This window comes from Ochrobactrum sp. C6C9, assembly GCF_022627935.1.
In the GTDB taxonomy this organism is placed as follows: domain Bacteria; phylum Pseudomonadota; class Alphaproteobacteria; order Rhizobiales; family Rhizobiaceae; genus Brucella; species Brucella teleogrylli.
The window spans coordinates 111061-136654 of the sequence record NZ_JABXGB010000003.1 but is presented as its reverse complement, the minus strand read 5'-3'; the positions used below and the strand labels follow the sequence as shown (position 1 = coordinate 136654).

Here is a 25594-nt window from a genome sequence, read left to right as displayed (position 1 = left end):
AGCGAATTTAACGTCTGAATCAAGGCATTTAGCCGTTCAATAACTGATTTGGCTACCTGATAAGACCCGCCTCGTTGCCAAATATCGACTTTCACCGTGCTTTTCCCCGAACCTTTGGTGCCGTCGCCTCACCCTAGCAGATTGAATCTGATGCAGAAACCTCATCCGACATGTGATTCAGCGACCGTTCAAGAGCATGATTTATCGGTCAGTTTCCTAAACTTCGCGGCAAATTCCTAGCCTAGCCATCTTCATGTTTTATCTCAGCTTTGTAACCCACCGGCCTAAATCGAACCGCAAAACCATGGCTGTTGCGACAGAATCATCATCCGAGCATAGAAGCCGAAGCTAAACCGAAGGCCTGACCATTCTTCGCCCGCGCGTTTTGTGCTGGCACCAGAGATGCTTACGCTTGGTTCCAAAACCGAATCTAATTTAATCTTTCGTATTGCCGTTCTGTACAGGCGTGGTAGAGATATTACGTTTACGCAAACGTCAATTTTTGAGGAGAATAATATGGCCTTGCCGGATAGTTTGAAGAACAGATTGCGCATTCCTGTTGTCGGCGCGCCCCTATTCATCATTTCGCATCCGGCGCTTGTGATGGCGCAATGCAAGGCTGGCGTCGTTGGTTCGTTCCCTGCCCTTAACGCGCGCCCTGAAGCGCAGTTGGATGAGTGGCTGGCTGAGATCACCGAAGGCCTCGCCGCTCACGACAAGGCCAATCCGGACCGTCCGGCAGCACCATTCGCGGTCAACCAGATCGTTCACCGTTCCAACAAGCGGCTGGAACATGATCTCGGCCTCTGTGTGAAATACAAAGTGCCGATTGTCATTTCTTCACTCGGCGCAGTGCCCGAGGTGAACGCAGCGATCCATTCCTACGGCGGCATTGTGCTGCACGACGTCATCAATAATCGCCACGCCAATTCGGCCATCCGCAAGGGTGCAGATGGCCTGATCGCTGTCGCAGCCGGTGCGGGCGGCCATGCTGGCCCCCTATCTCCTTTCGCATTGGTGCAGGAAATCCGCGCCTGGTTTGATGGCCCACTGCTTCTTTCCGGTGCCATCGCCAATGGCCGTTCGATTCTGGCTGCGCAGGCCATGGGCGCAGACCTCGCCTATATCGGCTCACCCTTCATCGCGACGACGGAAGCCCGCGCGGTTGATGCCTACAAGCAGATGATTGTCGATTCGACGGCGGCCGATATCGTCTATTCGAACTATTTTACCGGCATCGCAGGCAATTATCTGAAGCCCTCCATCACCCAGTCCGGCCTTGACCCAGACAATCTGCCGGAAGCCGATGCATCGAAGATGGATTTTGATCAGGCGCACAAAGAAGGCGCGAAAGCGTGGAAGGATATCTGGGGCTGCGGACAGGGCATCGGCGCCATTCATGAGGTTGCACCGGCGGCCACGCTGATCGACCGTCTGGAGCGGGAATATAAGGAAGCGCGCAGTCAACTCTGCGCTGGCGCATAAGGCACATTGCCAGCGCGTTTCGAACAGGGCCTCTCCGATGGAAGGCCCTGTTTTCACAAGGTTTGAAACAATCTGACCGTTTTTCGATTTCGGCCTTGCTTTCCGTTCTGCTTTTGGTTATCAGCGCACCGTCCAGACGGAAACGAATGGAATCTCTTAACGGAGTTGGAACGAAGGTTCCCGGGCCGCTTTAGCTCAGTCGGTAGAGCACATCATTCGTAATGATGGGGTCAGGTGTTCGAGTCACCTAAGCGGCACCAGCTATTCAATAAATTAGCTTCCACTAATATTATCAACAAATATTCTGCTCTTCCAGAACGGCGTCGCCTTCTCTACAAAAAACGCTCACTCCATAGCTGAAAGCGCTCTTGTCGCCTCTTTCAGCCGCCGCGCCATTTGAATGGCTTCGGAACGTAATCGAAACACGTTCGTTTACTGAGGCCTTCACCTCAAAGCGACGAGAAACATGGATCAGCTTCAAACCGCGCTTCAAGAGGCGCTAAAGTCCGACAATTTCAACGTTTGGCCACACGTCATCGCCTTGGCAGCCGCATACATTCTGGCGCTGCCGATAGGCTGGCATCGAGAACGAGAAGAACGAAGCGCTGGCCTTCGAACATTTCCGCTCGTGGCAGTGGCCAGCTGCGGCTTTATCCAGGCAACAGAAGGGATTACGACCGACAATCCCGAAGCGCTCGCCCGCATTATTGAGGGCGTCATCACAGGAATGGGCTTTATCGGCGGAGGCGCCATCCTTCGTTTAAGCTCGTCGGTGAAAGGTACCGCCACCGCCGCCAGCCTTTGGGCGACAGGTGCCATTGGCATTGCGTGCGCTGTAAATGCCTTTGACGTTGCAGTTATTGTGATGGCCTTTGCGCTGCTTACGCTCGTTCTTTTCTCGAATGGAAAATCGACCGCCCCACAGGGCGACACCGGGGATGAGCAATAACAACAAGGCCGTCTTCCCGTCATTTTACCTCAGATTTTCACCGCGCAGGGTTCCATGAGGGCGTTCATATAATGTCCGTTCGAGAGAAACAATTTGGCGCCAGCGGTGTTGTAACACCAACCGCGTATAAGCGTGGTGGAACATGCGGGAGCGGACAGTGGCTCAAAACAGCAGGGATCCGGAGGGAAGAATGGCGACCACCTATAAAACATTGAGATGCGGAAACGGCACCTGGTCAGTGGTGGATGGGGCAACCCAGCGCCCCATCACATTCAAAGGTCGGCTGCAAATCGCGTTGACAGAGGATGCCGCCCAAGCTGCCTTTACGATCCTTGAGCGTGTTCAACAAGAAAGAGAGCTACAGGCACAGGACGGGCGGCAGATGTAACGAATGGAGGCCCCTATGATTGAAAACGGATTTGATGTTCGGCGGGAGCACGACGGCACTTGGTCCGTTTTTGATAAGTTCAGCGGTGAAGTTGTTTCAATTGAGGGGCACGTTCAGGCGCGGTTGACTGAGACGGAGGCCAGAGATGCGCTCGATCTGCTCATTCGCAAATATATGGTTCGCCATCACGAAGATGGCAGCGGGCGACTACCCTGAGCGTCATTTTGCAGCAGGAGAGAGACATGAGTGGCGAACTTGAAAAGCAGCTCGAGATTGAAGAACTCGCGAAGCAATTATTTGACCGCGAAAACCCGGATCCTGATCTGGACTGGGATTCAACCGTTGGCAAAATCGTCAGCGGTGCCAGTGTGAGCGGCGGGGTCTCCGACGAAGTGAAAGACAACTACAGAGCAAGAGCTGCGCAGATACTCAGAGATCAGGCAGAGCACAAAGACAGCTAGGTTTACCGAACGATTAATGCTCATTCTGATGACCGACCGGTTGTCCATTACTCTCTGCCATGGTCAAACGGCAAAGGTGCACTAGTTTAGGAACAGCAATCCCATTGGCAATTTGCTGAATTCATCTGAAGCTAAAGCAGAGGAAATCGCTATGCAGCACAGAATTCACGAGAATATGGAAGTGATAGGCGCAGACGGTGTGCATGTCGGAACAGTGGATCGGCTGGAAGGAAACCGGATCAAGCTGAAGAAGTCCGATAATTCCGGACAACACGCCGACCATCATCACTATATCGAGTTGGGCTTCGTAGCCGATATCGAAAGCGACAAGGTCAGGCTTTCGGCAAATGCCGATGTCGCTGTCACGCTTGAGGAAGAAGCCTCAGGCCGCCCGGTCGATCTGTAAACGCGATAACAGGAGAAGCCGGACGAGATGCCCGGCTTCGACCTGATGCTAGCCGCGTGGAAAACGCTGGTTATCCTCCAGCACGTTCAGGTCCATGTGGTTTCGCATATAGCGTTCGGATGCCTTTTGCAGCGGCTGGTAATCCCACGGGTAATAAGCGCCGTTGCGCAGGGCCGGATAGACCACATGGCGGCGGGCCTGGCTTGCGCGAACATTCGCATCGTAGAGTTCGAGGTTCCAGCGCCCAAGTGCCTTGTCCATCAGTTGTTCGAGCATCGCGCGATGCTCCAGGCACTCCGCCAGATTTTGCAGTTCATCCGGGTCGTCATCGAGATTGTACAATTGCGGTGGATCGACATGACAGAGATTGAGCTTCCATGGCCCGTCACGCAGTGAAACCATCGGCGCGACCGTACCTTCAGCCGCATATTCACACGGCACCGCGCCGCGTTCCTTTGCACCCGAAGCGACTTCCAGCAGTGAAACGCCATCCGTCCACGGCATGATACCATTGAGGTCGATGCCGGCCAGATCGGCAAGGGTGGGCAGCACATCAAGCGTTGACGCAGGCGTATTGATAAGGCCCGCAGGCATCTGCGGAGCGGCGATCATCAACGGCACCCGTGCTGAACCTTCGAAGAAGCTCATCTTGAACCACATGCCGCGTTCACCAAGCATATCGCCATGATCCGAGGTGAAGATGACGATCGTATCATCCGCCATGTTACAGCGCTCGATCACGTCCAGGAGGCCGCCGATCTTCTCATCGACGTAGCAAATATTGGCGAAATAAGCCTGTCGCGCCGCCCTGATCTGCTCGCGCGTCAGCTCATAATCCTCAGCCTTGCAGGCACGAAGCAGCCGCTCGCTATGGGGATCGATTTCGCCCTCCGGCAGAGGTCCGATCTTCGGATCGAGTTCCGGTATATCCGCATAGAGGTCGAAGAAGCGCTTGCGCGCAACATAGGGATCGTGCGGGTGAGTGAAGCTGACCGTCAGGCACCACGGACGCTTATCATGACCGCGTGCCAGATCGTAAAGCTTTGCTTCGGCCTGATAGGCAACTTCGTCATCATATTCGAGCTGGTTGGTGATTTCCGCAGAACCGGCCCCGGTGATGGAACCCAGATTGTGATACCACCAGTCGATGCGCTCTCCGGGCTTGCGATAATCGGGCGTCCAGCCAAAATCGGCGGGGTAAATATCCGTCGTCAGGCGCTGCTCGAAGCCGTGCAGCTGATCCGGGCCGACAAAATGCATCTTGCCGGAAAGCGCTGTCTGATAACCGGCATTGCGCAAATGATGCGCATAGGTTGGAATTTCGGACGAGAATTCGGCTGCATTATCATAAACGCCGGTGCGGAACGGCAATTGGCCCGACATCAACGAGGCACGAGCCGGAGCGCAAAGCGGGCTCGCCGTGTAGCAATTGGCAAAACGGGTCGAGCGTTTGGCAAGCTTGCGCAAATGCGGAACATGCAGAAAATCGGCGGGGCCATCCGGAAAGAACGTTCCGTTCAACTGGTCGACCATGAGAATGAGAATATTCGGCTTTTTCATTTGTGCAGAACCATTTGGCAGAAGTGAAACGCGAAATGGCGGGCATCGAAATGCCCGCCTTATAGTCTTTTGCGTCTGACGATCAGAGGCCGATGCTTGCCTTGACGGCAGCAGCACCGGGTTCGCCCTTCAGCGTCGTTACGCCTGCCAGCCACTTGTCGATCTGCTCAGGATTAGCTTTCAGCCATTCCTTCGCAGCCGCAGGGCCTTCCGCACCATCGTCCAGAATCTTGCCCATCAGTTCGTTTTCAATATCGACGGTGAAGGTGAGGTTCTTGAAAAAGGTTGCAGCGTTCGGGCAGTTCGCCGACCAGCCGGTGCGGGCCAGCGTGTAGACTTCGGCGCCACCATAGTTCGGACCGAAATAATCATCGCCGCCCGACAAATATACAATCTTCAGTTTGGTGTTCATCGGATGCGGCGCCCAGGCGAGAAACACCACCCAGCCCTTGTCCTTGTTCTTGCGGTCCACCTGCGCCAGCATGGCCTGCTCGCTGGATTCCACGATCTTCCAGCCGTCGAGCTTGAATTTCGGGTCTTCAATGATCTTCTGGATATTCTGGTTGGCGGGAGCGCCGGGCTCAATACCGTAAATCTCCTTGCCGAATTTATCGCCCTGCGCGGCAAGATCGGCAAAATCCTTGATGCCTTCGCTTGCGACATAATCCGGCACTGCGAGCGTGAACTTCGCACCTTCAAGATTCTTGACGATCACTTCGGCTGCTTTGGCCTTGTCGAGATCGTCGCGGAATTTCTGCTGAGCGGGCATCCAGTTGCCGAGGAAGACGTCGAGATTGCCAGTCTTCAGGGCCTCATAGCCAATCGGCACAGACATCGTCTTCACATCGGGCTTATAGCCAAGCCCCGTCAGCAGCACGCTCGCGATGGAATTGGTCGAGGTGATATCTGTCCAGCCCGGATCGGACAGGCGGATGGTTTCGCATGCAGCCGGATCGGCAGCATAAGCCGTTCCCGCCAGCCCGGTGAACGCCGCAAACGCCAGCGCAGTCGTCTTCAAATAGCGCATCGGTGACCCCTCCTTGATGGATGCATTCCGCATCTCGTACAATCAAAAACCGTTATGGCTTGCATTTCGACTTTCAGGAAAACACCATTTACGCTAAGGAAAAACCCATTCATTTTTTATTGGAGATATAAAGGTTCTTTATGGTTTCTCCATCCTGGGATCTTGGCAGCCTTGGCGTTTTCGAAGCGGTCGGACGTTTGGAAAATCTGACCCTTGCGGCGCGTGAACTCGGCATGACGCAACCTGCCGTCAGCTATCAAATAAAACGCATGGAAGACCGTTTGGGTGTTGCGCTGTTTGCAAGGCGGGCGCGTGGCGTTGAAATTTTGCCCGATGGGCGAATCCTTTATGAAGCGGTGCGCGCCGGTCTGGATGGGATAGAAGACGCCGTGCAGCAGATCAGGCGCAGGCAGCGCTCGCCCGGTTTGCGGATCGCAACCGATTACGGCTTTGCCACTTTCTGGCTGATGCCGCGGGTGGCGCAATTCAGGCCGAAACATCCCGAGGTGGATGTGCGGATCACGGCATCCTCCATGCTGCAGCCGCTCGACTATCGCGAGGCAGACATCGCAATCCTTTTTGGCGCGCGCAATGATTTTCCCGAAGGCTCCGTCCCCTTCATCGGCGAAAAGGTGGTGCCGGTCTGCTCGCCCGCTTTTCTCGAAAAATCCGGCGGCTTTCCCTCCGGTAAGGGGCTTGGTGCTGCCTCGCTTCTGCATCTCGACACCTTGCAGGGCGATCGCTGGTTCACCTGGCAATCGTGGCTGAATGCCATCGGCGAGGAGATCGATGACGGCAATTACGGCCTCGTCTTCAATACCTATAATCTGGTGATTGAGGCGGCGATTGCCGATCAGGGCGTCGCGCTTGGCTGGGCCGGGCTGATTGATGGCGCAGTGCAACGCGGGCAACTCGTCCACGCCTGCGACCGATCGCTAACGAGCGAAAACGGCTATTGGCTGGTTTTCAATCCCGATATTTCCGACACGGCGCGGGCGCTTGCCATGGAACTGATCGAGACACCCGACAACGGCTGATGCGGCGGCAAGCGCTATTCCACCAAGCCGACAATCGGGCCAAAACCGCCATGCCAGGATATGTCGTTGCGGCCCATAGCGGGATCATAAATGCCTGTCCCGTTTCCACCATCGAGAAACAGCGCATTCGGGCATTTCAAATGGTCGCGAAACATGCGCGCGAAATCATGAAAATTCACCGGGTCTTCGCTGATGGCTAAGCGCACAGCGCCATTTTCGCAAACACCGACGCCGCTGCGGCGTGTGCGGTCCGTCGAGCCGGCAATAAAGGCCCGGTGCAATTTGTTGCGGATGACCAGCATGGGGCCTGACTGGGTGGCAAAACTGACCTTTGGCCGGCGTTTCAAAAACGTGTCGGTCGGAAGAATTCCCGCCGCCTTGTCGTCCCAGAAGAAAACACCATTCGGCCTCTTGTAGAAATTTGGCACAGGACCACCTGCACTTTCGCCTTTCTGCCTGTTGGCGGGGCGCAGTTGCTGTCCGTTCTCAATATAAAGGCCTATCGGCGCAAAATCCTGCCCGTACATTCCGGCATTCAACGCGAAAACCAGTCTGCGGCCATCGTCGCTGACGGCCTTGGCAGCGCTGGAGAATGTCCGATAGGGCTTGTCGTCGGCCCCTTTCCAGAACAGCCGCAGCCCGGCGACACCGTTTTCCGGCTTGCAGATGATATATTTCGTATTCTCGAAACTATCCGCCTCGCAAATGCCGGGCTTGCCCGGTTCCTGTGCCTGAGCAGGACAGGACATCGCCGCCACGAGCATCATGGCCACAGTGGATAATCCGCGCTTCAGATAGATCGCCAATGCCGTTGCTTCTTTCTTCATCTCGCCACTATGCAGGAAATTGGGAGATTCGAAGAAGCCTTGTTATCAAGCGATCTCCGATGCCTCGTTTCGTGCCGCCTTGCGGGTCGCATAGATGAAAGCTGCGGCGAAAGTCATTGAAAGCAAAAGCACAATTGTGGGTGCCGGAGCGCTGTCGATGAAGAACGACAGATAAACGCCGATGAACGAACCCGCCGCCGCGATGACCGCAGCCAGAACCAGCATGGTGCTGAACTTACGCGTCAGGAGAAATGCAATGGCCCCCGGCGCGATCAGCATCGCGATGGCAAGGATGATACCGACAGCCTGCAACGCACCCACAATCGTCAGCGAGATGAGGCTCAGCAGGCCGTAATGCAGGAGATTGACCCGAAGGCCCACCGCCCTCGCCTGCGCGGGATCGAAGGCATGCAAAAGGAAGTCTTTCCATTTTACGCCGATGATCGCGGAGGTGAACAGCGCAATCAGCCCTGCCTGTCCAATATCGAACCACGAAACGCCCAGCATATCGCCGAACAAAATATGGTCGAGATGCACATCCGGCCTGACCTTGACATAGAGCACCAGTCCCAGCCCGAACATGCCGGAAAACACCACGCCCATGACTGTATCCTGCTTTATGCGGCTGTTATCCTTCAAAAAGCCGGTCGCGATGGCGCAAAACATGCCCGCAACGAAAGCGCCGACCGCATAGGGAAAGCCCACGACATAGGCGATCACCACGCCGGGAAACACTGCGTGGCTGATTGCATCGCCCATCAGCGACCAACCTTTTAGAACGAGAAAGCAGGATAACAGCGCCATGGGAACAGCGACAGTGGCGGAAATCACCAGCGCATTGACCATGAATGGAAATTCGAATGGCGAAAGAAGCGTGTCGATAATGTTCACTGCGACGCCTCCATGGCCTGTGTTCTGGCGGCGCGGCGTCGGCTGGCAATCATGCCATGCTTGGGTGCGAAGAAAAATGCGCTCAGGAAAATCGCCGTCTGCAACACGACAATGATGCCACCCGTCGCGCCATCGAGAAAATAACTCGCATAGGCGCCGACGAAACTGGTGGCAGCGCCGATTATCACGGCGATGACCAGCAGTCGCGGAAACCGATCCGTCAGCAGATAGGCCGTGGCTCCCGGTGTCACCACCATGCAGATGACGAGGAACGCGCCTACCGTCTGGAGCGCCGCCACCGTCGATGCCGAGAGAAGCGTGAAGAACATGATCTTCAGCGCGGTCGGATTAAGGCCAATTGAACGTGCGTGGGTCTCGTCGAAGAATGTGACCATGAGGTCTTTCCATTTGACGAGCAGAAGGGCGAGCGACACGAAGCCGATAATCCCGAGCTGCAGCTTGTCGCCAGGCGTAATCGCCAGAATATTGCCGAGCACGATGGTCTGGATGTTTACCGAGGTCGGCGAGATCGACACCATGAACAAGCCGAGACCGAAAAAGCCTGAGAAGATAAGGCCGATAATGGCGTCTTCCTTCAACTTGGTTCGCTGGTTCAAAAACAGCATGGCGCCTGCCGCCAGCCCGCCGGAAAAGAAGGCGCCAATGGAAAACGGCAGCCCCAGCATATAGGCTCCAGCGACGCCGGGAACGATGGAATGGGACAGGGCATCGCCGATCAGCGACCAGCCCTTCAGCATCAGATAACAGGACAGGAAAGCGCAGACGCCGCCGACCAGCGCCGACACCCACATCGCATCCAGCATATAGCTATAGGTGAATGGCTGCAGGAGTGTTTCCATCATTCCTGCCCTCCTTCTCCATCGCCACTGTTGCGAATGGCAGTCTTGCCGCCCTGCAAGATCAGCGGGCGTTCATCGTCGCTGATAACGCCTATCGAGGCGGAAGCCTCGCCTTGCGGTCCGTTCAATACGAAATGCCGCAGAACGCCACCAAAGGTCTTTTCCAGATTTTTTTGGGTGAATGTCTCAGCCGTCATCCCATAGGCCAGCACCGTGCCTTTTATCAGGATGGTGCGGTCGCAGAACTCCGGCACGGAACCCAAATTATGCGTTGAGACCAGCATCACGCGGCCTTCATCGCGCAACTCGCGCAACAGCGAGATGATCTGCTCTTCCGTCTTGACGTCGACCCCCGTAAACGGCTCGTCCAGCAGGATCACGCGACCGTCCTGCGCCAGCGCACGGGCAAGGAAAACGCGCTTCTTCTGCCCGCCCGAAAGCTCGCCGATCTGCCGCTTGCGAAACTCGCTCATATTGACGCGGGCAAGCGCATTGGCCACCGCTTCATGATCAGCAGCCTTTGGTCTCCGCATCATGCCCATATGGCCATAGCGGCCCATCATCACCACGTCCTCAACCAGAACCGGAAAATTCCAGTCCACCTCTTCCGATTGCGGCACATAGGCGACGAGGTTCTTGCGCAAGGCTTCGTCAACCGTCATGCCCAGCACCCGGATCGAGCCGCGCGCAAGACGCACAAACCCCATGATCGCCTTGAACAAGGTGGATTTGCCTGACCCATTGACGCCGACAAGAGCGGCAATTGTGCCGGTCGGGATGCGAAAACTCGCGTCGCGCAAGGCAGTCAGACCGTTGCGATAAGTGACGGTAGCGCCATCGACGGAAATGCCGCCATCTTCAGAACCGGAACCGAAATGGCTCTGCCAGTCGGGTTGAGCATTCATCGGATATCTCTTTCATCAGGATCGAATGCGTGCCCGCCACGATGGCGGGCACCAGATTTGTAGGGATCAGGACGGATCAGCCAGTCCCTTGACGATTGTGTCGGAGGTGACGCGCAAGAGGTCGATATAGGTCGGCACCGGGCCGTCCTTGTCGGTCAGGGAATCCACGTAAAGCACGCCGCCATAGCGGGCCCCGGTTTCGCGGGCCACCTGCTCGGCTGGCGCTGGCGAAATCGTGCTTTCGGAAAAGACAACGGTAATGCCGTTCTTGCGCACGGCATCGATGACCTTGCGCACCTGCTGCGGCGTGCCTTGCTGGTCCGCATTGATCGGCCACAGATAAAGCTCTTTCAGACCGAAATCGCGCGCGAGATAGGAAAACGCCCCTTCGCTCGAAACGAGCCAACGCTTGTCCTCGGGAACAGCGGCGAGTTTCGCCTTGATCGGCTCGATTGCAGCGCGGATCTTCTGCTTATAGGCGTCTGCATTTGCCGTGTAGGTGGCGGCATTCGCCGGATCATATTTGACGAAAGCATCGCGGATATTATCGACATAGATCAGCGCGGCGGTTGGCGACATCCAGGCATGAGGGTTAGGCTTGCCGCTATACGGTCCCTCCGTAATGCCCATCGGAGCGACGCCGTCAGACACCACAACGCTCGGCACGTCCTTCAGGTGGCGAAAGAACTTTTCGAACCAGAGTTCGAGGTTAAGCCCGTTCCATAGAACAAGCTGCGCACCTTGCGCCCGCTTTATGTCACCGGGTGTCGGCTGATAATTATGGATTTCCGCGCCCGGCTTGGTGATCGATTCAACGATTGCCGCATCGCCCGCCACGTTGCGCGCAATGTCGGCAATGACGGTGAAGGTCGTGACCGCCTTGAATTTCTCCTGTGCGCCAGCCGGAGCTATTGCAAACATCGCGGTCAATATTGCCGCCAATGCTGCTCCGGTCGCTGCCTTCAGGAAAGTTCGTCTCACCTTGTTCAGCATTTCGCATCCTTCTGCTATTAAGACTTATTTGCAACTGATAATTGGACTGTCCACCGCAGTTCGAACCGGCCTGCAATTTTGGGTATAGCCCTGTTGACTGCTTATATTCTGCAATTGCAAATTATTTGCAATAAGAAATTGCAAAAATGCCGAATTTCATCACGGGCCTGGTTGGATTCGGCGCTTGCAAATCATGGAAAATACGACTGAGGGAATACTGCGGCGCAGGCCACAGAGCCGCGATAATTATTTAAAATCAATAATCTAAACCAATTACCTCATAAAACAGGACTGCCGGCGATTACATCACCGGCAGTCCTTCAATATCGTGACCTACCATTTCACGCGGAAGCCGACCGTTCCCTTATAGGCGTAGCTGTCGCCGAAATTGGCCAGACTGGTGTTGATCGAACCTTCGCCATAGAGCGAATATTTATCGTTGTTCCAGTTATAGCTGCCACCGAGACCGATACCGCCCCAGAAGCGATCATTGCGACTGGTAAAGCTGGCGCCCGAAACGTCAACTTTCGTCCCATCCAGAAACTCGTAGTAAAGATTGGCAATACCGTACACATAGGTCCGGTCGATCAACCCCCTGTCATTGTACCACGAATTCTGGCGGTCGAGGCTCAAGCCGAGACGGCCTTGCAGGCTGTCACCCCGGTTGAGACTGACTTCAGCATCGAAGACATCATTGAAGCTGTCGAAATCGACATTCGAATAAACCAGTTGCGCCTGCGGCGTCACCGACCATTGCTCGTTCAGCATGATGCGCTTGCCGCTTTCGAGCGACAGGGCATAACCGAAGCCGTTATTACCGCTGATCAGGTCGAAACCCGCGAGCGTGGACTCCAGATCGCTATCATACCACGTTGCCTGCGCCTGACCGTCGAGATAGAAGCCGTTCTCACCATACCAGGTCAGCGTGCCCCCGAAACCGTAACCATCGGTCGATATTTCACCGTCGCCATAGATCGAGCGCGTCCTGGCCTTGCCGTGCACGTAATGCACGGTCAGCCCGCCGATCAGCTTGCCGTTTTCATTCTCGACGAAAAGACCATCAAGCCCTGCCTGCATGCGGAACGTATTGAAATCGTAATCCGTGCGGGAGGTGGAGAAGCGCGGCGCCATGCTGGTATGCACGCCTTCGACACGCCCCCAGATCCCGTTGTTTTCGATCAGGACACCTGCCTCCTGCGGCGACGCATAAGGCGAGCCGACCGGGTCTGCCCCCTCGGCAACCATGATATTGCCGGCATGGCTCCAGTAGCGGTTGCCCACGCGCTGCTGCAAGGTTGGAAGACCGTTCAGGCCGAGCAGCAATTGCGGATAGGCTTCATAGACAGGAACGCCCGGCTGGTAGAGTGGCAATTCCTCGCCCGGCTCTTCTGGCTCCGGCTCCGGGTTGCCCGGTTCGGGTTCTGGTTCCACCGCACTCACTGTCGAGCGGAGATACCAGTCGCCATCGTTCGGCGTCGAAACACCGCCCTTGTAAAGCCGATAAGCATAGGCCCCGCCGACGACCGCAGGGTCGCCCTCGAACTCGTAATCGCCCAGAAGCGTAAACGAACCATCCGAAGCGCCATCGACGCTGATGATCCTGATGCCTTCGGTCGTCACGGCGCCAGTCCCGTTGACATTGACGACATCGACCAGCGTGCTGCCTGCGGTGTCGCCGGTCACAACCAGCATATCGGTTGCGGAACTGTCATTACCCAAGGTCGTGTTGAGGCGCAGTTCGCCATCCGAACCGATATAGTTTCCGTTGATGGTGAGCCTGTCGCCGACTGAAGTGCCACCGGCGTCCAGATCGATCAGGCCTGCATTGGTCACGCCGACGGCCGTCCCCGCCACACTCGGCGAGATGGCATAGCTTCCCCCGCTGGCGACAACCGAGCTGGTGCTGTCGATGGTCAATGTGCCGGTTTCCGTCGCCGAGTCACCCAATGTCAGGTCGCCGCCCATGGTGAGCTGCGAGCCGGACAGCAGGGAGATGCTTTCCCAATTGATGAAACGCTCCGGCTGTGCAGTCTGCACATTGGTCAGCGTGAGCGCGTCCGTGCCGAGACCGCCATCAAGGAGCGTGGTCGGCTGCACAGTCGTTTTGGTCAGATTCGTTAGATTGGCAACGTCATCGCCGTCATTGAGATGAATTTCACCGGCAATCGTCCCGGCGCCGGTCCAGTTCAGCGTGTCGACCCCGGCTCCCGTCAGCACGTCGCCCGTTATGGTACCGCCCGTCACGTTGATGGTGTTGACACCACCCGCCAGACTGATCGCCGTGCCATTGCCGCCGGTAATGATACCGGCGTTGCTCACGGTATAGCGGCTGCCGGCGCCGAGAACACCGGTGGCCAAAGTGCTGGTGATCACGCCCGTTTCGGTGTTCGTTAGGACTGTGCCGCCTAGCATATAGACGCCATTACCGCCATCGCCGGTGGCCGAAATCGTGCCGGAGTTGACGACGGTTTCATTGACGCCCGCCAGGACGCCATAGGCATTCAGGCCGCTGACGCTGACTGTGCCCGTATTGGTCAGAAACCCGAAGCCGCCCAACGAGCGCATACCATGCGCCGTCTGGCCGGACGTCTCAATCGTACCGTTATTGGCCAGTTCCCCCATATACTGCTTCGACATGCCGAAGCCGTTCAGCGAGGTCGTCGTGATGGTTCCGTTGTTGACGGCATTGGCGTAATCGTCGAGCAAAACGCCGGAACCCAGCGCATCGATGATCGTGCCCGCACCGATCGTCACAGTGATGTAGTCTTGTCCCGTGGTCGCGATAACGCCATAAGTGAAAGGGTTGGGCGCAGTCGCATCGCAGGTAATGGTTTCGCCCTCATCCGGCTGGCCTTCCGCCGTGCTGGAACCGGTGATCGCTATTGCGCGCGTGACATTGAAGCACGCTGCTTCGGCAATATCCGGAAAGGCTGTTCCGGCGAGTGCCATCAATCCCGCAAGCGCCAGCGATGGAAAAGCCCGGCTCAATACGCCTTGCACAGTCACGGATTTCATATGGTTAGCGAGAGTACGGTCATATTTCCAACTGGCCATCCGGAAACTCCAACGAGAACGAACATCTCTAGGACTGTGCATGTACGAAAGAGCGGAAAAGCCCGAGAACAAATATCACCCAAAATGAATTGCTACAGAATACAGCAAGTCATTCTGGTGTAACGATATCCGCCGTTGAAAAGAAACACGCCCCTCAACGCGCAAATCAGTTCTTTCTAATTAAGAGAATTATTTCGAACCATTCGCCTGTCAAGGGCGCTCGCAGCAGATTTGACGCATAGGTCAATCATAGATTGTGAAACGTTGCCTGATTGCATCGGCAAGTGCTAAAATTCCCTCACTGAAAAAAATAAGACCCGCTGCACAAACCCAATTGTGCAGCGGGCCCATAGAAACTCTTGGCTCTGACAATGCGTTCAGCGCATTCAGAAAATCCGCCTATTCCTTCACCGCTCCGGTCATCGACGACACGTAGTAGTCAACGAAGAACGAATAGAGGATCACCACCGGCAGCGAACCGAACAGCGCCCCCGCCATCAGCGCGCCCCATTCGAAAATATCGCCACGCACCAGTTCGGTCAGCACGCCCACGGGAACAGTCTTGTTCTCGGAAGACTGAATGAATGTCAGCGCATAGATGAATTCGTTCCAGGAAAGCGTGAAGGCGAAGATGCCTGCCGAAATCAACCCCGGCACGGCCAGCGGCAGGATGATCTTGAGCAGAATCTGCCACCGGTTGGCGCCATCCACCAGAGCACTTTCCTCAAGCTCGAAGGGTATTGAGCGAAAATAACCCATCAGCAGCCATGTACAGAAAGGAATGAGGAAGGTGGGATAGGTGAAGATCAGCGCCAGACGTGAATCATAGATGCCGAGCTTGAAGACGATGAACGCCAGCGGAATGAACAGGATCGACGGTGGCACCAGATAGGCCAGAAAGATGAACAGGCCAACCGAGCGCGAGCCGGTGAAGCGGATGCGTTCAATCGCATAAGCGCCCAACACGGAAGCAATCAGCGACAGGAAAGTCGAAGCCGTCGCCACCAGCATCGTGTTCCACAACCAGCCCGGATAGGAGGTCTCGAACAGCAGATATTTGATATGGTCAAGCGTCGGCCCCACCACCCAGAAGGGGCTGAAATTGTCATAATCCGTCAGCTGCGAGTTCGGTTTTACGGCGGTGATCGCCATCCAGTAAAACGGAAACAGCAGCACGAAGACGAACAGCGCTATGGGTATGTAGATCGTCACCACCCGCCGCGGCAGGCGATTGAGATAGGACATGCCCTGGCTGTCGTCCTTCAAAGCGGCTTCATTGGAAGGTGCCTTGGAATTCATGGTCATCTCCATTGTCAGTCGCTTCCGCCCTGCTGCCATTTGCGACGCTGCAAGCCAAAGAAAGAAAACATGATGGCGGCAAGGAGGAACGGGATCATCGCGACCGCAATCGCAGCACCCTCACCCAATTGGCCGCCGGGAATGGCGCGCTGGAAAGACAGGGTCGCCATCAGGTGGGTTGCGTTGACCGGGCCGCCCTTGGTCAGAACGTAGATCAACTGGAAATCCGTGAAGGTGAACAACACGGAGAACGTCATCACCACCGCGATGATCGGCGTCAGCATCGGCAATGTCACATGCCGGAACCGCTGCCAGCTTGAGGCACCATCCAGCGATGCTGCTTCCTGCAATGAGGCGGGAATGGTCTGCAAGCCAGCGAGAAGCGAAATCGCCACGAAAGGAATGCCGCGCCAGACATTGGCTGCAATCACCGAAAGACGCGCATTGGTTGGATCGCCAAGGAAATTGATGGGTTGATCGATGAGGCCCATTTTGATCAGCGACCACGAAATGATCGAGAACTGGGAATCGTAGATCCACCAGAATGCCAGTGCTGAAAGCACGGTCGGCACCACCCATGGCAACAGCACGATGGCGCGGAAGAACGATTTGCACGGCAGGTTTTCGTTCAACAGCAGCGCGAGCCAGAGGCCGAGACCGAATTTCAACACCGACGCCACGGTTGTGTAGAGTACGGTGTTGAACACCGACAGCCAGAAGACACTGTCATCCCACAGAAACTCGTAATTTTCCAAGCCGATGAAAATGCCATCGCGGCCAATCTTCGTGTCGGTAAAGCCGAGCCAGACGCCGAGACCAAGCGGATAGGTCAGGAAGCAGACCAGAAAAACCGCTGCGGGCAGCATGAACAGAAAGCCCAGCATGTTGTGATTATTCGCAAGGCGAGACATGAAAGGCCGTTTTATCGCACCGGGATCGCCGGATACTCCGGCTCCGGGTGAATTGGTCATCGTCATGGATACAAATCTCCAGAACCCAAAAAGAAACGAGGCGCGAAGTTAGGCTTCGCGCCTCCGCTCCAGCGACTAGACGCGATAATAGCGGTTGGCGCGTTTTTCGGCGCTCGCCACAGCTTCTTCCGGCGTGGAAGCACCGGTAACGGCGGAGGCGAACATGTCGACCAGAACATAGTCGGCCATGACGGCTGCCGAAGCATAGCCGAGCGGACCGGCATAGCCGTTCGGACGCAGCGTTTCCGAAGCGCGGGCATAAGGCGTATGGATCGGATTTGCCTTCCACACCGGATTATCCGCGAAAGCCTTGAGCGGCTGGCAGCAATAGGCGCTGGAACCTTCAAGCCAGGCGTTCATCTGATCGGCTTCCATCATGAATTTGATGTAGGCCTTGGCTGCTTCCGGATATTTCGAATGCTTGAACAGCAGAAGCGAGCTGGTCTGGTGCAGTTCTACGCTCTTGCCGACCGGGCCAATGGGGAAGTTCGTGCTGCGCATGTCAGCGGCGAATTCGCTAAGTTTCGGATCATTCTTCGCCGCATAGTAGATGGAAACGCCATTGGCCGTCAGCGACACCTGACCGGCGAGGAACGCACGGTTGTTGTTGATGTCGAGCCAGCTTTCCGTGCCCGGAATGAAGGTCGCATAAAGCTCCTTGGCATAGTTGATGGCGGCAATGGTTTCCGGCGAGTTGATCGTCACCTTGCCGCTTTCATCAACCATCTGCGCACCATGGCTCCAGAGCAGCCAATGCGCATAGTTGTTGCCGTCACCGACAGCCTTGCCATGCGGGAAGCCAGCAGGTGTTCCCTTGGCTTTCATGGCCTTGCAAAGCTCAAGGAAGCCCTTGGTGTCCTGCGGGAATTCGCTGAAGCCAGCCGCTTTCATATGGCTGTCGCGATAGACAATCGCGTTGCCGATTGCTGTCAGCGGCATGGCGATGAACTTGCCTTCGCGGGTCGCATAACCCTTGAGGCCGTCATAGAAACCGCCATATTTCCCGTCGAGATAAGTGCCAAGCTCCGTCAGATCGACCAACTTGTCAGGATACTGGTGGGCATCGTCGAACCAGCACATCACGATATCGGGGCCAGAGCCCACATTGGCGGCAACCGCAGCCTTTGGACGAATATCTTCCCAGCTTTCCTTGTCGATGCGCACTTCCACGCCGGTGGCTTCGGTAAACTTCTTGGTGTTGGCGAGCCAGCTTTCCTCATCGCCCTTCACAAAAGGCGTCCAGCGCAACACGCGCAGGCTGGCGCCCGCTTCCGGCTTATAATCCGGTTCGGCTGCAAAAGACGGACGGATGCCGAGGCCCGACAAACCCGCCGCGCCAACAAGACTTGCCGTTCCTGTCAGGAATGTTCTTCTTCTGATAGTCATTATGCTCCTCCTCCAAAAATGGGACTTGGTTACGCCGTGTTCACTGTCCCTGCAGGCGAAAACGGCTATCTGGTGAAATGCACTTTCCCAGAAAAGACACGGCCTCCGGCTCTCCCCTCCTTCAGCGTGCCTTGTATAAATTCATCCAATCAGGCGCATGCCGCTCTCTTCGTCGAAGAGGTGAACATTGCCGGGGTCGATAGAAATATTGATCGCCTCGCCGGGGCGCACATCGACGCGTTCGCGGAAAACACAGGTGACTTCCGTGCCGCCGAAATTCACGACCATCTGCGTTTCATAGCCGGTCGGTTCGATCACCACCACGGGCGCGGCCAGACCCGCACCGTCAAGCCGGATATATTCCGGGCGCAGACCGTAAACGAGGTCTCGCCCCACAGCCTGCGGATAGCTGCGCGACAGGGGCAGCCTCGTGCCATCGGTAGCCACGAACACCTGCGGGTTTTGCGGATCAAGCTTGCCCTTGATCATGTTCATAGCCGGAGAACCGATAAAGCCCGCCACAAACAGATTGTTGGGATTGTCATAGAGTTCCAGCGGCGAACCCACCTGCTCAACAATGCCGTCATGCATGACGACGATCTTGTCGGCCATGGTCATGGCTTCGATCTGGTCGTGCGTCACATAAACGGTCGTCGTTTTCAGGCGGTGATGCAGTTCCTTGATCTCGGCGCGCATCGCAACGCGCAGCTTGGCGTCGAGATTGGACAAAGGCTCATCGAACAGGAAAACCTGCGGATCGCGAACAATGGCGCGTCCCATAGCCACGCGCTGGCGCTGACCACCGGAAAGCTGGCGCGGATAGCGGTCGAGCAGATTGGTTAGGCCCAGAATGCCAGCGGCATAATTCACACGCTTGTCGATTTCCGCCTGCGGCGCTGAATTCAGCATCAGCGAGAACGCCATGTTCTTGGCGACCGTCATATGCGGATAGAGCGCATAATTCTGGAACACCATGGCGATATCGCGTTCCTTGGGCGGCAGGTTGTTGACCGGCCTGCCGCCGATGCGAATTTCGCCGCCGGAAATATTCTCCAGTCCAGCCAGCATGCGCAGCAGGGTCGATTTTCCGCAGCCCGAAGGGCCGACGAGAATGACGAACTCGCCATCTTCAATATCGATATTAACGCCTTTGATGACGGGGAAATTGCCGAAAGACTTTTTCACTTCGGCGAATTGAACAGTGGCCATGCATCTCCTCCCAGACTGCATTCTGTATTTTCAGAAGATGTGAATGTCGGCTCCTCACTTCCGACGCTCAGATCTTTCGCGAATATTCTCCTTGCTTTGCATGCTCTCCGCGCCGAATTCCTCTTTCGGTGCGCATTCCCGTTTTTATTTAACCACGGCCCACAAAGGGCATCTTGGTTGCCATGACGGTCATGGTCAGCACATTGGCGTCGAGCGGCAAGCTTGCCATATAGACAACCGCATTGGCGACATGTGCAGGATCAATGGTCGGCTCTGCCGCCATGGTTCCATTCGCCTGAATGACGCCGGTCGAAATCTTCTGCGTCATATCGCTGGCGGCATTGCCGATATCGATCTGGCCGCAGGCAATATCGAAATTGCGCCCGTCGAGGGCGGTCGATTTGGTCAGCCCGGCAATGGCATGTTTCGTCGCCGTATAAGGCGCTGAATTGGGGCGCGGCGTGGTGGCGGAAATGGACCCATTATTGATGATGCGCCCGCCGCGCGGGCTTTGCGCCTTCATTACGCGGAAAGCCTGCTGCGTACACAGAAAAGCGCCTGTGAGATTGGCGCCGACAATCGCGCTCCAGTCTTCGAACGTCACCTCTTCAAGCGGCACACCCGGAACGAGAACGCCCGCATTGTTGACCAGAAGGTCGAGCCGTCCGAACTTTTCAACAATCGCATCAAACAGTTTGCGAACGGCGACCGGGTCGCCCACATCAGCTGCGATTGAGTGAAAGCTTCCCCCCGTTTGCGAAGCAAGTTCGGATGCTGCCTTTTCCAGCACATCGATGCGACGACCGGAAATCACGACGTTATAACCTTGTGCTCCGAGGGCCTTGGCGATAGCGCGGCCCACACCTGTACCGCCGCCGGTGACAAGCGCAATGGCCCCACTTTTCGCACCCGTTGCCTCACTCATCCCAGCAATCCTCCGTGTTGCGGCCCCGGCCTCAGAGCGCGTTTTCAATTTGAATTTTCTATTGAAGCAAGATCCTGACGATCCTCGAAACCCGGAGGGCGGATATGCTTCGGCCTGAATGCATTATCGAATTTCAATAGTGGGTCGATGCTGCGCAGCTGATAGTCAGGCGCGCTTATTGCGTATGCCGTCAATTCCCTGCCGGGACCGTTTCACCCTTAACTGGTAAGGTGAACGGACCACTTGTCCATTGTTGGCCGGTCGAAGGCCGCGAGTCAATCTCGTTTTGCCGCAATTCCGAAACATTAGCTAAAGAGATTGTGCGAGCCGTTGCCCTCATCGCGAAGCCTTCATCCCGACCAGCCATGACAGCCCGGCATCGGTCGTCGTTTTCGGGCGATATTCGGCACCGAGCGGCCTTTCATAGCCGAGAGCATCAAGCAACTGTACAATATGCCGGTAATCCAGTTCGCCGTGGTCGGGCTCGGCTCTATCCGGCACTGCCGCAATCTGGACATGCCCGATATGCGGCTGCAACGCTTCCAGCCGTTTGCTGATATCGCCTTCCATGATTTGAAGATGGTAGCAATCGAACATCAGCTTCAGATTGCTTGCCGCCACTTCTTGAATGATTGCAATGGCTTGTTCTGATGTCTTCAGAAAATATCCCGGCGCATCACGATGATTGAGCGGCTCGATCAGGATCGTTATGCCGTGGGTGGCGGCCAGTTCGCAGGCATATGTAAGATTTGCAATGAATGTGCGATGCGCCGCTTCGCCTTCTGCTTTTCCGGCCATCACATGGATATTCAGGGCACCGATGGCGACCGCATAATCCACAGCCTGACGAATCGCTGCCTGCGCCTCATCTTCCCGTCCGGCAAGCGCTGCCAGACCATTCTCGCCAGCCTCGACATTGCCGCGAATTGTATTGAGGCCAAGCATCGTCAATTCGGAATCGCGCAAGGCGGCAGCGACATCGCCAGGCTCGAATTTATAGGGCCAATGGCATTCCACAGCATCGAAACCGGCGGCCTTTGCAGCGCGGATGGCGTCAGGCAGCGGCAATTCTTGCCAGAGAAAGCCGAGATTGGCTGAAAAACGCGCCATATCAATCCCACTCCACATCAAATTTATCGACGATCTGGCGGATTTGCGCCTCCGTCAGCATGTTCGGTTTCAAACCGCGCGTGAGCATGGCGAGCTTCGCGGTTTCCTCAAGCTCTTCAACGGCATAGACCGCCGCTTCCAGATCCTTGGCGGCAACGACCGGACCGTGATTAGCCAGCATTACGGCGCTTCGCTTGCCTGCCAGACCACGAATCGCATCGCCCATCGCGGGATCGCCGGGGATGAAATAGGGCAGCAGCTTTACCTTACCGAGTTTCATAATCGAATAGGCGGTCAGCGGCGGGAGCATATTGTCCGGGTCCACATCCGGCAGCATGGACAGCGCGACGGAATGGCAGGAATGCAGATGCACCACAGCGCCCGTTTTGGCTGCCCGCGTTTCGTAAAATGCAGCGTGCAGCGGCATTTCCTTGGTCGGCTTGTCGCCGCCGACAAATTTGCCTTCGCTGTCGAACAAGGCCAGCCTTGCCGGATCGAGATTGCCGAAAGAACTGCCGGTCGGGGTGACGAGCAACCGCCCGTCTGACAAGCGGGCTGAAATATTGCCCGACGAACCGCCGGTGAGCCCTCGGTCGAACATGGATTTCGCCATCAGGCATATGCTTTCGCGTAGCCGCGCTTCTTCGCTCATACTGCCCCCAGCTTGCGCAGCGCCGTTTCAAAAAAGCTCTCGGAACCGAAATTACCTGATTTGAGCGCCAGCGCCGCTGTCTCGCCCTTGATCGTGGCAAAGGTCCACGGAACGCCGGGGGTGATTTCCCTGCCGACCATCACGCGCGAGACGCCAAGCGCCTGCGCCACTGCGCCGGATGTTTCACCACCCGCCACCACGAAACGGCGAATGCCAAGACTGAAAGCCTCGCGCGCCAGAGCGGCAAGAGCCTCTTCGACAATCTGCCCTGCCCGCTCCACGCCAAGCTTTTCCTGCGCCGCACGAACCGATGCGGGTTCTGCGCTGGCATAGATCAGCTTCGGTTCATTCAATGAGCGCTGCCGGAGCCACGCGAAAGCCTCGCCAGCGCCATGTTCCGCCAGTTCCAGCGGGTCGAGCCGGTAGCTCGCGGCTCTTTGCGCATAATGCGCAACCTGTTTGAGTGTCATCGCCGAACAACTGCCGGAAAGCACGATTTGGCCTTCACCAACGGCAGGCTCCTGCGCCTCTTGCCTGTCTTGCTGCAACTGCCCTGCCTCAGCCAACAGACGCGGCAATGGCATGGCAAGCGCGCTACCCCCGGTGAGCAAGGGCAGATTAAGCGTAGCCTCGGCAATGGTTCCAAGGTCCTCATCGGCGACCGCATCAACGATGACATGTGCCACACCCTGGCTAGCCAGTTCCGCGAGCCGCGCTTTCAGGGCATCGGCACCGCGTGCCACAATGAGGCGATTGGCCAATCCGACCTTGCCTTTGACCTGCGGTTGCAGCAAACGCACCAGGCTGGAATCCTGCATCGGTGTCAGCGGATGATCCTTCATCGGGCTTTCATCCAGCGGCTGTTCACCGACGAAAAGATGCCCCATGAAAATGCTGCGACCGTTTTCAGGAAAAGCCGGACAATAGATCGTCTGCGACGTGCCAATATCGGCCATCAAAGCTTCCGCGACCGGCCCTATATTGCCTGCGGCAGTGCTGTCGAATGTCGAGCAATATTTCCAGTAGAACCGCTGCGCACCTGCTGCTTTCAGCCACGCATATGCTGCGCGCACCTGAGCCACGGCCTCATCAACGGGAATTGTCCGGCATTTCAGCGCGATGATTTCGAATGGTGCGGTCGTTTCCGCCGCGTCAGTTTCACTGGGCAATCCGAAGCGCAGCGAAACCGGATAGCCGCTGCGGGCCAATAGCCCGGCAAGGTCCGTGGCTCCGGTGAAGTCATCGGCAATGGCGCCCAATACGATAGCCATCAATTATTTCTCCATGCCCGGCAAGGCAATGCCGCTGCGCGCGGCCAAAATCTTGGCAACGGCGGCATCGTCTTCGAGGCCGAAACCGGCCTCGGATGCTTGCTTGAACAAGGCCAGCGCGGCTTCGCTAAGCGGCGTCGAGCCGCCTGCATCAGACGCTTCGCCAGCCACAATCCCCATATCCTTGACGAAAATATTGACCGCAGAACGCGGCGTATAATCACCATCAACGATATGCGGCCCGCGATTTTCGAACATCCAGGACGAACCAGCAGAAACGCGGATGACATCAAATACCGTCTGCAAGTCGAGACCCACTTTGGCGGCGAGCGTCAGCGCTTCAGCGGCAGCGGCGATGTGAACACCTGCCAGCAACTGATTGATCATCTTGACTTTTGAGCCAAGGCCGAACTCTTCCCCAAGCCGGAACACTTTGGCCGCAACGGCGTCCAGAGCCGGGGCGGCTTTCGCGAAAGCTGCATCCGCGCCGGAACCCATGACCGTTATTTCGCCGGTCAGCGCCTTTTGAAAACCGCCAGAAACCGGTGCATCGATAACCGCCATTCCCGCAGCTTCAAGCTTGGCAGCGATCTCGACCGTCACGCTTGGCGCCATTGTCACGCATAGAAGAAATACCGTGCCGGGCGCGGCGGTCTGCACCGCTCCTTTTGGGCCAAACAGCACTTCCATGGCCTGATCGGAATTGACCACGAAGACAAAGACAACATCACTTGTGCCCGCATCGGCAGGTGCGGAAAAAGCCTCGCCGCCCTCTTCCGTGAACCGCTTCAGCACTTCGTCACGAATATCCACGCCCTTGACGTGAAAGCCCGCGCGCAGCAGGGACAGGGCTGCGCCCCACCCCATCGAGCCAAGACCAATCACGGTTGCCGTTTTGCCCGGCGCCATGCGAACCTCCCTTTATTTCAGTTGCCTTGCCGATCAGGCCTTCTCAAGTTCATCCTCGATATGGATACGGATGATTTCATCGAAGGATTTGTCACCGACAAAACCAAGAGCGATGGCGCGGCTCGCATCGAAGTCCTGCGCCCAACCGGCGACGATGCCTTCAATCAGCGGGTCGGACTCCCGGCGGATAAGCGCCACGGCCTTGTCGCCAGCGACACGGCGCAATGCTTCAATTTGTTCTCCAACGGTGGCAGACAAACCCGGCATATTGAGGATGCAACGATGCCCGACTTTAGCCAGATCGATAGTCGCGGCATGAAGCAGGAAGCCAACCGCCCGGCGCGGGCTCACATGCCAATGGCGTACCGATTCATCGACCGGCAGGATCGCTTCCTGTCCGACCAGCGGTTCGCGCAGAATATTGGAGAAGAAGCCCGATGCCGCCTTGTTTGGCTTGCCGGGACGAATGCAGACGGTGGGCAGGCGAATGCCGATCCCATCCAGAAAGCCTTTGCGGGCATAGTCTGCCAGCAGCAGTTCGCCGATTGCCTTTTGCGCGCCATAGCTGGTGCGCGGCGTCAGGAAAAACTCGTCGTCGATCTTTTCCGGGAATGGCGCGCCGAACACGGCAATGGACGAGGTGAAAACAACACGCGGTTTGTAGGGCGCCTTTTCGCCTTCCTTGCGGATCGCCTCGAGCAGATAGCGCGTACCGTCGAGATTGATCGCATAGCCTTTGTCGAAATCGAGTTCCGCTTCACCGGAAACGATGGCCGCCAGGTGAAAGATAAGGTCCGGTCGCTTGGCAATCAGCGCGCGTGTGACGGCTGGATCGGAAATATCCCCGGCGCTCGCATGGACCGTACCAGTAAAGCCCTCCGGCGGGGTCGGCGCAGCCACATCCACCAGCGTCAACTGCTCGACGGGCTTTCCGTCAATGCCGCCATCACGGGCGATTGCTTCGGAAAGCTTGCGGCCAACCATTCCTGCTGCGCCGATAATCAAAACATGCATGCGAT

The 25594-nt window shown here is 56.6% G+C and carries 25 protein-coding genes and 1 tRNA gene; 8 read left to right on the top strand and 18 right to left on the bottom strand.

All coding sequences use genetic code 11. From position 1 onward, the window contains the following. Nucleotides 1-516 precede the first annotated feature (516 nt). The 7 genes from HWD97_RS03295 to HWD97_RS03265 all read left to right on the top strand — a co-directional run bounded on the left by HWD97_RS03295 (nucleotide 517) and on the right by HWD97_RS03265 (nucleotide 3689). Complete coding sequence (locus tag HWD97_RS03295) at nucleotides 517-1485, top strand: nitronate monooxygenase family protein (RefSeq protein WP_109367575.1); 969 nt, start codon at nucleotides 517-519, stop codon at nucleotides 1483-1485. 184 nt (nucleotides 1486-1669) lie between these two features. Continuing rightward, a tRNA-Thr gene (locus HWD97_RS03290) sits at nucleotides 1670-1745 on the top strand. Nucleotides 1746-1951: 206 nt separating this feature from the next. Further along, nucleotides 1952-2434 (top strand): MgtC/SapB family protein, encoded by a 483-nt coding sequence (locus tag HWD97_RS03285; protein WP_109367617.1) that lies wholly within the window; start codon nucleotides 1952-1954, stop codon nucleotides 2432-2434. 190 nt (nucleotides 2435-2624) lie between these two features. Continuing rightward, a complete protein-coding gene (locus HWD97_RS03280) occupies nucleotides 2625-2822 on the top strand; it encodes a hypothetical protein (RefSeq protein WP_109367618.1) in 198 nt (65 codons plus the stop codon). Nucleotides 2823-2837: 15 nt separating this feature from the next. Next, nucleotides 2838-3038, top strand: coding sequence for a hypothetical protein (locus HWD97_RS03275; RefSeq protein WP_235858981.1), 201 nt, complete (start codon nucleotides 2838-2840; stop codon nucleotides 3036-3038). A 26-nt stretch (nucleotides 3039-3064) separates the two neighbouring features. Then, nucleotides 3065-3283: a hypothetical protein gene (locus HWD97_RS03270; RefSeq protein WP_121538779.1), complete on the top strand. Its 219-nt coding sequence runs from the start codon at nucleotides 3065-3067 to the stop codon at nucleotides 3281-3283. Nucleotides 3284-3434: 151 nt separating this feature from the next. Then, nucleotides 3435-3689 (top strand): DUF2171 domain-containing protein, encoded by a 255-nt coding sequence (locus HWD97_RS03265; protein WP_109367621.1) that lies wholly within the window; start codon nucleotides 3435-3437, stop codon nucleotides 3687-3689. 48 nt (nucleotides 3690-3737) lie between these two features. Here HWD97_RS03265 and betC read toward each other — a convergent pair whose 3' ends face one another. Further along, complete coding sequence (betC, locus tag HWD97_RS03260) at nucleotides 3738-5249, bottom strand: choline-sulfatase (RefSeq protein ID WP_371834697.1); 1512 nt, start codon at nucleotides 5247-5249, stop codon at nucleotides 3738-3740. Between the two features lie 82 nt (nucleotides 5250-5331). Beyond that, nucleotides 5332-6276 (bottom strand): choline ABC transporter substrate-binding protein, encoded by a 945-nt coding sequence (gene choX, locus HWD97_RS03255; protein ID WP_109367623.1) that lies wholly within the window; start codon nucleotides 6274-6276, stop codon nucleotides 5332-5334. A 140-nt stretch (nucleotides 6277-6416) separates the two neighbouring features. Here choX and HWD97_RS03250 point away from each other — a divergent pair, with 140 nt between their 5' ends. After that, on the top strand, nucleotides 6417-7313 hold the full coding sequence (locus tag HWD97_RS03250) for a LysR substrate-binding domain-containing protein (protein ID WP_109367624.1): 897 nt from the start codon (nucleotides 6417-6419) through the stop codon (nucleotides 7311-7313). Nucleotides 7314-7327: 14 nt separating this feature from the next. Here HWD97_RS03250 and HWD97_RS03245 read toward each other — a convergent pair whose 3' ends face one another. The 16 genes from HWD97_RS03245 to denD form a co-directional block, all read right to left on the bottom strand. After that, nucleotides 7328-8140, bottom strand: coding sequence for a phosphodiester glycosidase family protein (locus HWD97_RS03245; RefSeq protein ID WP_181376048.1), 813 nt, complete (start codon nucleotides 8138-8140; stop codon nucleotides 7328-7330). A gap of 45 nt (nucleotides 8141-8185) precedes the next feature. Next, nucleotides 8186-9031 carry a metal ABC transporter permease gene (locus HWD97_RS03240; RefSeq protein ID WP_109367625.1) on the bottom strand — a complete coding sequence of 282 codons (846 nt, stop codon included), beginning with the start codon at nucleotides 9029-9031 and terminating at the stop codon, nucleotides 8186-8188. Further along, complete coding sequence (locus HWD97_RS03235) at nucleotides 9028-9894, bottom strand: metal ABC transporter permease (RefSeq protein ID WP_109367626.1); 867 nt, start codon at nucleotides 9892-9894, stop codon at nucleotides 9028-9030. The genes HWD97_RS03240 and HWD97_RS03235 overlap by 4 nt, the downstream gene beginning before the upstream one ends. Next, nucleotides 9891-10796, bottom strand: a complete 906-nt coding sequence (locus HWD97_RS03230) for a manganese/iron ABC transporter ATP-binding protein (protein ID WP_109367627.1) — start codon at nucleotides 10794-10796, stop codon at nucleotides 9891-9893. The genes HWD97_RS03235 and HWD97_RS03230 overlap by 4 nt, the downstream gene beginning before the upstream one ends. Nucleotides 10797-10862: 66 nt before the next feature. Further along, a complete protein-coding gene (locus HWD97_RS03225; RefSeq protein WP_109367628.1) occupies nucleotides 10863-11789 on the bottom strand; it encodes a metal ABC transporter substrate-binding protein in 927 nt (308 codons plus the stop codon). Nucleotides 11790-12122: 333 nt separating this feature from the next. Then, nucleotides 12123-14843, bottom strand: a complete 2721-nt coding sequence (locus HWD97_RS03220; RefSeq protein ID WP_244597139.1) for an autotransporter outer membrane beta-barrel domain-containing protein — start codon at nucleotides 14841-14843, stop codon at nucleotides 12123-12125. A gap of 399 nt (nucleotides 14844-15242) precedes the next feature. Then, the gene (locus HWD97_RS03215; protein ID WP_171319087.1) at nucleotides 15243-16148 is read right to left on the bottom strand and encodes a carbohydrate ABC transporter permease; all 906 of its coding nucleotides are present in this window, start codon (nucleotides 16146-16148) and stop codon (nucleotides 15243-15245) included. Nucleotides 16149-16156: 8 nt separating this feature from the next. Beyond that, nucleotides 16157-17119, bottom strand: coding sequence for a carbohydrate ABC transporter permease (locus tag HWD97_RS03210; RefSeq protein WP_371830832.1), 963 nt, complete (start codon nucleotides 17117-17119; stop codon nucleotides 16157-16159). Nucleotides 17120-17188: 69 nt separating this feature from the next. Next, nucleotides 17189-18499, bottom strand: a complete 1311-nt coding sequence (locus HWD97_RS03205) for an ABC transporter substrate-binding protein (RefSeq protein ID WP_109367629.1) — start codon at nucleotides 18497-18499, stop codon at nucleotides 17189-17191. Nucleotides 18500-18640: 141 nt separating this feature from the next. Then, on the bottom strand, nucleotides 18641-19708 hold the full coding sequence (locus HWD97_RS03200; protein WP_121538773.1) for an ABC transporter ATP-binding protein: 1068 nt from the start codon (nucleotides 19706-19708) through the stop codon (nucleotides 18641-18643). Between the two features lie 148 nt (nucleotides 19709-19856). Further along, complete coding sequence (locus HWD97_RS03195; RefSeq protein ID WP_371834696.1) at nucleotides 19857-20633, bottom strand: SDR family oxidoreductase; 777 nt, start codon at nucleotides 20631-20633, stop codon at nucleotides 19857-19859. 336 nt (nucleotides 20634-20969) lie between these two features. Beyond that, the gene (locus HWD97_RS03190; protein ID WP_371834695.1) at nucleotides 20970-21743 is read right to left on the bottom strand and encodes a hydroxypyruvate isomerase family protein; all 774 of its coding nucleotides are present in this window, start codon (nucleotides 21741-21743) and stop codon (nucleotides 20970-20972) included. A 1-nt stretch (nucleotide 21744) separates the two neighbouring features. Further along, nucleotides 21745-22395, bottom strand: a complete 651-nt coding sequence (gene otnC / locus HWD97_RS03185) for a 3-oxo-tetronate 4-phosphate decarboxylase (protein WP_109367633.1) — start codon at nucleotides 22393-22395, stop codon at nucleotides 21745-21747. Continuing rightward, nucleotides 22392-23666, bottom strand: coding sequence for a 3-oxo-tetronate kinase (otnK, locus tag HWD97_RS03180; RefSeq protein WP_121538767.1), 1275 nt, complete (start codon nucleotides 23664-23666; stop codon nucleotides 22392-22394). Before otnK ends, otnC begins: the two co-directional genes overlap by 4 nt. Nucleotides 23667-23669: 3 nt before the next feature. Further along, on the bottom strand, nucleotides 23670-24575 hold the full coding sequence (gene ltnD, locus HWD97_RS03175) for an L-threonate dehydrogenase (protein WP_121538765.1): 906 nt from the start codon (nucleotides 24573-24575) through the stop codon (nucleotides 23670-23672). Nucleotides 24576-24608: 33 nt separating this feature from the next. Then, the gene (gene denD, locus HWD97_RS03170) at nucleotides 24609-25589 is read right to left on the bottom strand and encodes a D-erythronate dehydrogenase (RefSeq protein ID WP_121538763.1); all 981 of its coding nucleotides are present in this window, start codon (nucleotides 25587-25589) and stop codon (nucleotides 24609-24611) included. Between the last annotated feature and the right edge of the window lie 5 nt (nucleotides 25590-25594).